The organism is Nocardia sp. NPDC003999 (assembly GCF_053604885.1).
This window is the reverse complement of the sequence record NZ_JBSGIB010000028.1, coordinates 71979-80781: the sequence shown is the minus strand read 5'-3', so window position 1 is coordinate 80781 and position 8803 is coordinate 71979. Positions and strand designations below refer to the sequence as shown.

The window sequence follows — 8803 nt, the reverse complement described above, 5'->3', positions numbered from 1 at the left end:
ACCGGACAAGGCATCGTCGCCTTCGTCATCCTCACCGCCGAAGCCCAACCCACCGACACCCTCATCGACGACCTCAAAACCGAAGTCGCCCGCGAGATCAGCCCCATCGCCAAACCACGCGAAATCCACATCGTCCCCGAACTCCCCAAAACCCGCAGCGGCAAAATCATGCGCCGACTCCTGCGCGACGTCGCCGAAGGACGCGAACTCGGCGACACCTCCACCCTCGTCGACCCGAAGGTGTTCGAATCGATCGCCCGCGGGTAACCACAAAGAACGGCGGACCCGGCCACAAACAGATGAGGGGGTCCGGGTCCGCCGCTCTGTCATACGAATCGAATCGGATCGTCGATTGAACCGCCTGATCACTATCTCCGTGAACAAGGCGAAGCGGAAACCGGCGCAAGGCCGGCCGCGCCTTCGAGGGAGATCCGACCGACATGACATTCCACGAACAACTCCGCACCCGCCGCAGTGTGGTCGTCGCCGGTGCGGGCGTCGCCGCCGCGGCGGCGGTCACCGCCTGCACCGCCCATGGCAAGGGCGACGACGCTCCCGCGCCGCATGACGCCACCGCAGCGCAGGCAGACCGGCCCGTCGATGCGAACAGTCCCGCGAACGCGCTCGCCAAGACGGCCGACATTCCCGTCGGCGGCGGCGTGATCGTGGGCGACACCGTGGTGACCCAGCCCAGCGCGGGCACCTTCGTCGGGCTCTCCTCGGTGTGCACGCACGCGGGATGCAAGGTCGCGACGGTGTCCGGCGGCACCATCAACTGTGCCTGCCACGGCAGCAAGTTCGCGCTGGACGGTTCGGTGGCCCACGGCCCGGCGAGCAAACCACTCGCCCCGAAAGGCATCCGGGTCAACGGGGATTCGGTCGTCGCCGAATGAGCAGATCCGCCGGGATCAGGAACCGCCGAACCGCTCGGCCATCCGGCGGTCCATCTCGTCGGGCGGCACATCCTCCACGTGGGTGGCCACCGTCCATCGGTGTCCCCACGGATCCTCGAAGGCGCCACTGCGATCGCCGTAGAACTGATCGGTCATGGGCGTGAGTTCCCTGGCGCCCGCGGACAACGCGGCGGCGAAAGCGGCGTCGGCGTCCTCGACGTACACATACAGGTTGACGGGGGTGCCGCCGACCGTCTTCGGGTCGAGGAAGTCCATATCGGGCGCCGAATCGCCGAGCATGACGACGGAATTGCCGAACATCAGCTCACAATGCGCGATTCTGCCGTCCGGACCGGGCATCCGCATACGCTCGGTCGCACCGAAAATGTTCTTGTAGAAATCGATCGCCGCCGCGGCGCCGTCGACCGCGAGCCCGGGCGACACCACCGGATATCCATCGGGAACGGGTTTGACATCAGACATGGGGAACCTCCGGTCGAGGCGTTGTGTCGGATCATGCCGAGCCTATTCCGGCGACAGGCGCGATTCGGCCGGATCGCAGGAAATCACGGTCCGGCGACGCCCTGCAGCCTGCGCACCTGGGCCGCGGTCAGCGCGCTGAGCACACCCGGGTCCACCGCCTCCGGCGCGGTCACCGCGACCTGCACCAACGTGCTCCCCACCTGAACGATCGCGACGGACGAGCGGAGGGTCAGGTCGTCACTGGTAGTGCGCACTTGGAAGGGCGCGGAGGCATCGCCCGCGGGCGGCTGGACGAGCCCGCCGACGCGGTAGTCCATCGGAATGTCGGAGCCGTCGGCCCCGGCATAGTGCGCGCAGCGACGCAGGATTTCCTGCACTTCCGAGAAAGCGGCCGCGACCGCGTCCGGTGGATAACTGGCCGCGTCTATATCGATGCTGGAGAAATTCGGCCCGGTGTACTGCGTGGACGCCCGCGCTAGCGCGCCGGAGCGTTGCGCACCGAGCGGCGCGAGCACTTTCACGCATTCGGCCGGATTCGTCGGCGAGGCGCCGGCAGCGCCTCCGCCGGTGTCGGCGGGCGGCGCGAGCGCGGTGAAACCGGCGGGCAGATCGCTGTCGGCGAGCAACAGCCCGCGCAGCCGAGTGGAATCGGTCTCGGGGGCGGTGGTCACCGGGGCCGCGGCCACGACGGATCCGAGCGTGGGAAGCTCGGGCTGTCCTGGTGCGGCGTGGTCCCCCGAGCCGCATCCGGTGGCGACGACGAGGGGCGCGACCGCGGCCAGCAGTCCGCACGCACGGATCATTCGGTCCACGACACCTGCGTCTCGATCGCCTGCTGCAGCGTGCTGTCGCTGTGCGGATCGCGGTAGGCCTGGTGCCCGCCGACGGTGATCGACCCGGCCACCGGCAGCGGCAAGCCGAGATCCACCGTGATGGTGCCCGCTCCCTGCATGACGTAGTCGTCGATGTCCAGCGTGCCCGCGTTGTTCGGCAGGTTCCACACCGGCGACTTCGGCTTCTGGGTGACGTGCAGCTCGATGGTGAGCCGGTCACCGTCGCGTTTGCTCAGCGTCGCGGTGGTCACCTGGTCGAGCAGGACGCCGCCGCTGACCTCCTGGCGCACCGTCCAGACCGCGCCCTCGCCGACGGGCTGGTCGGGAAACGCGATCGAACGGTAGACGGCCTGGTAGAACGCCTGCTCCAGCGCGGCGCGCGCGGTGTTGGACGCGTCGGGCGCCGGCTCGAGCCGCAGTGCGGTGATCGCGCCCAGATCGCTGAGGTCGAAGCCCGCGTGCGAGCCGCCGATCTTGGTGAGCGCTTTGGCCAGCGTGGGATCGGGCGAGGTGACCGAGCCAAGGGTGAGATCGATGCCCTCCACGGTGGTCTCCGCGGTCATGGGAATGGTCAGCGCCGGGGTGGAGAAGTCGGGCTTGGGCTGCCCATCGATCTGCTGCTGGATGTGATGGGCGGTGTACAGCGTGACCCGCTGCACGGTGCCCGCCGGATACTCCGGCCGCAGCATCGATCGGGGCTCCGCACCGGCCGATTCGACCGTGGTCACCGCGGCCGGAATCGGCACGGTCACTTCCTTGCCGATGCCGAGCGGCTCCGTTCCGTCGGCCTCACCGCTCGACTCGGCGCCGTCGCCGCAACCGACCCCGAATGCCGAGAGCCCGAGCGCGAGCACCATGAGCAGCACACCCGAGCGCGCGCTCCGGGCTAGGCTCGCGCTTCGGGCCAGGCGGGGGGAAGACAACACCGTCACGAGCAACAGGGTACGACCGATTCCTGAGTGTCAGCTGGGACATTCGACCGCGAACCGATCGGCGTGGCACGCGAACGCCGCGGGCGCGGGCCGGGGCAATCGGACGCGCGCACCGGACTCGATTCCGCTCGAGAGATGATGGTCGGTGTGAGTGACGACCGGCCGCCCGAGGAAAACCCAGCGAACACCGCCGACCCGACGACCGAGCCGGCTCCGCCGCAGCGGCTGCGTACGCTACTCGTCCTCGCCGCGGTCGTGCTCGGCCTGGATCTGCTCACCAAGACCCTCGCGGTGGCGAAGCTGACGCCGGGCGATCCGGTACCGATCATCGGCGACTTCGCGCGCCTGAGCCTGGTGCGCAATCCCGGCGCCGCGTTCTCCATGGCCACCGGCATGACCTGGCTGCTGACCCTGGTCGCCGCCGCCGTCGTCATCGGCGTGGTGCGCATCGGCCGCACCATGCGTTCGCTGTGGTGGGCGATCGGACTGGGCATGGTGCTCGGCGGCGCGGTCGGCAATCTGGGCGACCGGCTGTTCCGCGCGCCCGGCCCGCTGCAGGGGCACGTGGTGGATTTCGTCGCGATCGGCTGGTGGCCGGTGTTCAACGTCGCGGACTCGGCCATCGTGTGCGGCGCGATCCTGCTGGTCGTGCTCACCGTGTTCGGCTTCGAACCGAACGGCACCCGGGTGGGCCACGGCAAGACGGGCGCGAGCGAGGGCAGCGCGGCATGAGGGAGACCAGGACCATGCCCGTCCCCGACGGGCTCGACGGCATGCGCGTCGACGCGGGCCTGTCCCGTCTGCTCGGCCTGTCCCGCACCGCGGTGGCCACGCTGGCCGAGGAGGGTTCGGTGCAGCTCGACGGCGTCGCCGCGGGCAAATCCGACCGGCTCACCGCGGGAGCCTGGCTGGAGGTGATCTTCCCGGAGCCGAAGCGGGAGCTGACCATCGAGGCCGAACCGGTGGAAGGCATGAAGATCCTCTACGCCGACGACGACATCGTCGCGGTCGACAAGCCGGTCGGCGTGGCCGCGCACACCGGCGTCGGCTGGAGCGGCCCGACCGTCGTCGGCGGACTCGCCGCCGCCGGATACCGCATCTCCACCTCCGGCGCCCACGAGCGGCAGGGCATCGTGCACCGCCTGGACGTCGGCACCTCCGGCGTGATGGTGGTCGCACAGTCCGAGCACGCGTACACGGTGCTCAAGCGCGCGTTCAAGCAGCGCACCGTCGACAAGCGGTATCACGCCTTGGTGCAGGGGCATCCGGACCCCAGCAGCGGCACCATCGACGCCCCGATCGGGCGGGCCCGCGGCAACGACTGGAAGTTCGCCGTCACCGCAGACGGCCGTCCCAGCGTCACGCACTACGACACGGTCGAGGCGTTCCATTCGGCCAGCCTCCTCGACATCCACCTGGAGACCGGCCGCACCCATCAGATCCGCGTGCATTTCTCCGCGATCCGCCACCCGTGCTGCGGTGATCTCACCTACGGCGCCGACCCGCGGCTGGCCGAGCGGCTCGGGCTGCAACGGCAGTGGCTGCACGCTCGGTCGCTGGGGTTCCAGCACCCCGCCGACGGCCGCTACCTGGAGATCACCAGCGAATACCCGGACGACCTGAAGCACGCGCTGGACGTCCTGCGCGATGCCTGACCGCCGGGTGCCGCCCTGGCGCGGGATCTTGCTCGGCGCGGCGGCCGTCGCGCTGATCGCACTCGTCTTCGCGCTCGGCGCGCTGCAACCGCCGTACCGCGCCCCGGTGTCCACCGACCGGCTCGGGCCCGACCAGGGTGAGCAGGTCGCGGACTACCTCGCCCGGTCTCGTGACTCGCTGGACACGGGCGGCGACGAACCGCGTTGGGCGCTGGTGTCGTTCGTCGAACCCTTGGTGCCCGGCGAGATTCCGCAGCACAGCGGCGGATTGCGGATCGCGCAGGTGCTCTACCGGGTGCCCGCGCCCGGCGTGCAGACGCCGCTGGTGGCCGTGCCGGTACCGGAAGGCGTTCAGGCGGCGGCGGATTCGGCGTCGTACGCGGCCTGGCTGCTTCCCCGCCCCGTCGATGACCGCTCCGCCCGCGTGGTCGCGTTCTCGGCCGCACGACTGCGGAGCGGCTGCGGCTGTGTCGTCGGGCTCGTCGTGCGTGACACCCCGGCGCGACTGCGAAACCTGTCCGGGCACAACGATGTCCGCGCGGTCCAGGCTTTGCCCGCCGACGCGGTGGCGGGAAGCTTCGCGGTGGCCCCGCTGCTGCCCGACTACCGCGACGTCGTCGCGCCCGGCCCCGACGACGGACCGGTTCCGGAGCCGTGAGCGGCCGGAGCTAGTCCGGCAGGGTGACGACGCCGTCGAGGTAGCGGCGGCACCGTCCGAACAACAGCACGCGGTCGCCGGTCAGTTCGCAGCGCAAGCTTCCGCCGCGGCGGGACAGCTGCCTGGCGTGCAGTTCGGTGCGGCCGAGCCGCTCGCTCCACAGCGGAACCAGCTGCGCGTGCGCGGACCCGGTCACCGGGTCCTCCGGGACGCCCACGGCCGGGGCGAAGACCCGGGAGACGAAGTCGACCGAATCGCCGGGCGCGGTGACGATCGCGGCGCGCGGCAGCGCGGGGAACGCCGCCAGCACGGGCGCGGCATCGCGCACCTCCTGTTCGGTCGCCACGACGATCACCTCGTCGGTGCCGGAATACGCGCCCACCGGACGCACACCGAGCGCCGCGACGAGCGCCGGATCGGGCTGCACCGGAATGCTCGGCACGGCAGGCAGATCGAGGACGAACTCGTCGTCGTCGGTGCGGTCGACGTGCAGCCAGCCGCTGCGCGTGTAGAAGCTCACCCGGTCCTCACCGGGGTGCATGTCGGCCAGGATCTGCGCGGCGCTGGCGAGAGTGGCGTGCCCGCAGAGCGCGACCTCCACCCTCGGGGTGAACCACCGGAGGTGGAAGGCGGGCCACTCACCCGGCGGCACGCCCGCCTCTGGAGGTAACCGTGAGGTATAGAACGCGGTCTCGGCGAGGTTGTTCTCCTCGGCCAGCTGTTGCAGCAACGCATCCGGCAGCCACGACGGGAGCGGCATCACCGCGGCCGGGTTGCCCGAGAACGGTGCGTCGGCGAACGCGTCGATCTGGTGCAGCAGTACCTCCATAATCTCCAGAAGGTACTCCAAGTCTGAATGGCCGCTTCGCACAAGGCTTCTCGTGGCGCGGCGAGTCAGGCGTCCAGTCTGTCAGTCGGCTCCGCCGGGCGAGCTGGGCAGCAGTTGCGGCTTCTCGCCGCGCAGCGCCGCGCTCACCCACCAGGCCGCCTCGACGAGCACGATCCCGACCACGCCGCAGACCACCGCCGCACCGGTGAGCGCGAGGTTGGAGGGGTCGAGTTTGAAGAACTCGCGGGTGAACGGAACGGTGAACAGGAACACGTACGCCGCCACCGACACCGCGATCAGCATCACCTTCCACCACACGTACGGCCGCGCGACGATGGCGAGCACCCACACCGCGATCATGATCAATGTGATGAGCGCCGTGGTGCCCGCCTGCACCTTCTGCTCCTCGGTGGCGTGCGGCCCGGCGTAGGCGATCAGGTACGAGACGAAGGTGGCCGCGCCGATCACCACGCCCGAGGGGATGGCCAACCGCATGACGCGCCCCACGAAACCCGTGCGGGCACGCTCGTTGTTGGGCGCGAGCGAAAGGATGAACGCCGGAATGCCGATGGTGAACCAGGCCGCGATCGTGACGTGGCGCGGCAGGAACGGGTAGCCGATGGGCTCGTAGTCGAAGATCTGCGAGCCGATGCCGGCCATGCCGACCAGGAAGGCGAGCAGCACGGAATACACGGTCTTGGTGAGGAACAGATTCGAGACCCGCTCGATGTTGCCGATCACCCGGCGTCCCTCGCCGACCACGTACGGCAGCGTGGCGAACTTGTTGTCCAGCAGCACGATTTGCGCCACCGCCCTGGTCGCCGGACTGCCCGAGCCCATCGCCACGCCGATGTCCGAATCCTTCAAGGCGAGCACGTCGTTCACACCGTCGCCGGTCATGGCCACCGTGTGCCCGCGCGACTGCAACGCCGACACCATGGCGCGCTTCTGATCCGGACGTACCCGGCCGAAGGTGGTGTTGCCGTCCAGCACGGCGGCCAATTCGTCGCCGTCCTCCGGCAATTCCCGCGCGTCGATCGGGTGGTCACCGCCCGGCAGATCGAGCGAGGAGGCCACCGCGCCGACCGACACCGCGTTGTCGCCGGAGATGACCTTGATCGAGACGCTCTGGCTGGCGAAGTAATCGAGTGTGTCGCGCGCATCGGGCCGGACCTTCTGCTCCAGCACGACCAAGGCGGCGGGCCGCACGCCCCCCGGGGCGTCCGCGGCGTCCACCGGACGGTCGCCGCGCGCCAGCAACAGCACGCGTAGGCCGGATGCGCCGAGTTCCTCCGCGACCCGCGCGTCCGCGGATCCCGGGTCGAGCAGCACGTCCGGCGCGCCGAGCAGCCAGTCGCCGTGCTCGCCGTAGGAGCAACCGCTCCACTTCTTGGCGGAGGAGAACGGCGCGACGGCGGTGCGCTGCCAGCCGGGACCGTCCGGCAGAGCCTCGGCGATCGCCTGCACGCTCGCGTTCGGGCGCGGGTCGTCGGCCGCGAGCGCGGCCAGCGCGGTGCGTACCTCGGTGTCGTCGAAGGTGTCCAGCGTCTTCAGGTCCGACAGCCGCATGCCGTTCTCGGTCAGCGTGCCGGTCTTGTCCGCGCAGACCACGTCGACGCGGGCCAGCCCCTCGATCGCGGGCAACTCCTGCACCAGGCACTGGCGCCTGCCCAGCCGCACCACGCCGACCGCGAACGCGATCGACGTCATCAGCACCAGCCCCTCGGGCACCATCGGCACCAGCGCGGCCACCATGCCGGTGAGCGCGGGCCGCCACGACTCCTTGCTGGAGACCAGCTGGTTGTAGATGCTCAGCAGTCCGGCGGGAATCAGCAGGTAGGTGATGAACTTCAGGATCTTGTCGATACCGCTGCGCAGTTCGGAGTGCACCAGCGTGAACTTGCTCGCCTCCTCGGCCAGCCGCGCCGCGTAGGCGTCCCGGCCGACCTTGGTGGCGCGGTAGGCGCCGGACCCGGACACCACATAACTACCCGACATCACCGTGGCGCCGACCGCCTTCTCGATCGAGTCCGCCTCGCCGGTGAGCAACGACTCGTCCACCTCGAGCTGCGCGGACTCCTCTACCGTGCCGTCCACCACGATCTGGTCGCCGGGACCGAGCTCGATCACGTCGTCGAGCACCACCTCGCGCGGCGCGATCTCGACGGCCCTGCCGTCCCGGCGGACGGTCGGCTTGGCCTGGCTGACGATGGCCAGCTGGTCCAGGGTGCGCTTGGCGCGGATCTCCTGGATGATGCCGACCGCGCTGTTGGCGACGATCAGCAGGCCGAACATGCCGTCGATGATCGATCCGGTGGCCAGCACCAGCACGAACAGGACGCCGAGGATGGCGTTGATCCTGGTGAAGACGTTCGCGCGCACGATGTCGCGAACCGATCGGCTCGCGCGATCCGGGACGTCGTTGGTCAGTCCGTCGTGACGACGTTGCTCGACCTCGGTCGCGGTGAGCCCGGTCGCGCCCGATGCCTGCACGGTAATCGACATGACCGCAAGGCTACG

10 protein-coding genes are annotated in these 8803 nt (G+C 69.9%); 5 read left to right on the top strand and 5 right to left on the bottom strand.

The annotated features are described in order from the left end of the window. Together ACWESM_RS33440 and ACWESM_RS33435 are read left to right on the top strand one after the other, a co-directional pair. Window positions 1-267, top strand: a 267-nt coding sequence (locus tag ACWESM_RS33440) for an AMP-binding enzyme (RefSeq protein ID WP_452495161.1), incomplete at its 5' end; no start/stop codon positions are given. Window positions 268-440: 173 nt separating this feature from the next. Beyond that, window positions 441-893, top strand: coding sequence for a QcrA and Rieske domain-containing protein (locus ACWESM_RS33435; protein ID WP_364437109.1), 453 nt, complete (start codon window positions 441-443; stop codon window positions 891-893). A 15-nt stretch (window positions 894-908) separates the two neighbouring features. Here ACWESM_RS33435 and ACWESM_RS33430 read toward each other — a convergent pair whose 3' ends face one another. The 3 genes from ACWESM_RS33430 to ACWESM_RS33420 all read right to left on the bottom strand — a co-directional run bounded on the left by ACWESM_RS33430 (window position 909) and on the right by ACWESM_RS33420 (window position 3066). Continuing rightward, on the bottom strand, window positions 909-1376 hold the full coding sequence (locus ACWESM_RS33430; protein ID WP_355079683.1) for a VOC family protein: 468 nt from the start codon (window positions 1374-1376) through the stop codon (window positions 909-911). Between the two features lie 83 nt (window positions 1377-1459). Continuing rightward, a complete protein-coding gene (locus ACWESM_RS33425) occupies window positions 1460-2179 on the bottom strand; it encodes a hypothetical protein (RefSeq protein ID WP_452495159.1) in 720 nt (239 codons plus the stop codon). Beyond that, window positions 2176-3066: a hypothetical protein gene (locus ACWESM_RS33420; protein ID WP_379253122.1), complete on the bottom strand. Its 891-nt coding sequence runs from the start codon at window positions 3064-3066 to the stop codon at window positions 2176-2178. Before ACWESM_RS33420 ends, ACWESM_RS33425 begins: the two co-directional genes overlap by 4 nt. A gap of 210 nt (window positions 3067-3276) precedes the next feature. Here ACWESM_RS33420 and lspA point away from each other — a divergent pair, with 210 nt between their 5' ends. The 3 genes from lspA to ACWESM_RS33405 are packed head-to-tail and all read left to right on the top strand — an operon-like array spanning window position 3277 to window position 5454. After that, entirely contained in the window at window positions 3277-3873 is a 597-nt protein-coding gene (gene lspA, locus ACWESM_RS33415; RefSeq protein ID WP_397282347.1) for a signal peptidase II, read from the top strand. Beyond that, a complete protein-coding gene (locus ACWESM_RS33410) occupies window positions 3870-4796 on the top strand; it encodes an RluA family pseudouridine synthase (protein WP_355079679.1) in 927 nt (308 codons plus the stop codon). The genes lspA and ACWESM_RS33410 overlap by 4 nt, the downstream gene beginning before the upstream one ends. Beyond that, window positions 4789-5454, top strand: a complete 666-nt coding sequence (locus tag ACWESM_RS33405) for a hypothetical protein (protein WP_452495157.1) — start codon at window positions 4789-4791, stop codon at window positions 5452-5454. Before ACWESM_RS33410 ends, ACWESM_RS33405 begins: the two co-directional genes overlap by 8 nt. 10 nt (window positions 5455-5464) lie before the next feature. Here the strand turns inward: ACWESM_RS33405 and ACWESM_RS33400 are convergent, their stop codons facing one another. After that, window positions 5465-6283, bottom strand: coding sequence for a PhzF family phenazine biosynthesis protein (locus ACWESM_RS33400; protein WP_355079675.1), 819 nt, complete (start codon window positions 6281-6283; stop codon window positions 5465-5467). A gap of 81 nt (window positions 6284-6364) precedes the next feature. After that, window positions 6365-8788, bottom strand: coding sequence for an HAD-IC family P-type ATPase (locus ACWESM_RS33395; RefSeq protein WP_355079673.1), 2424 nt, complete (start codon window positions 8786-8788; stop codon window positions 6365-6367). Window positions 8789-8803: the final 15 nt, after the last annotated feature.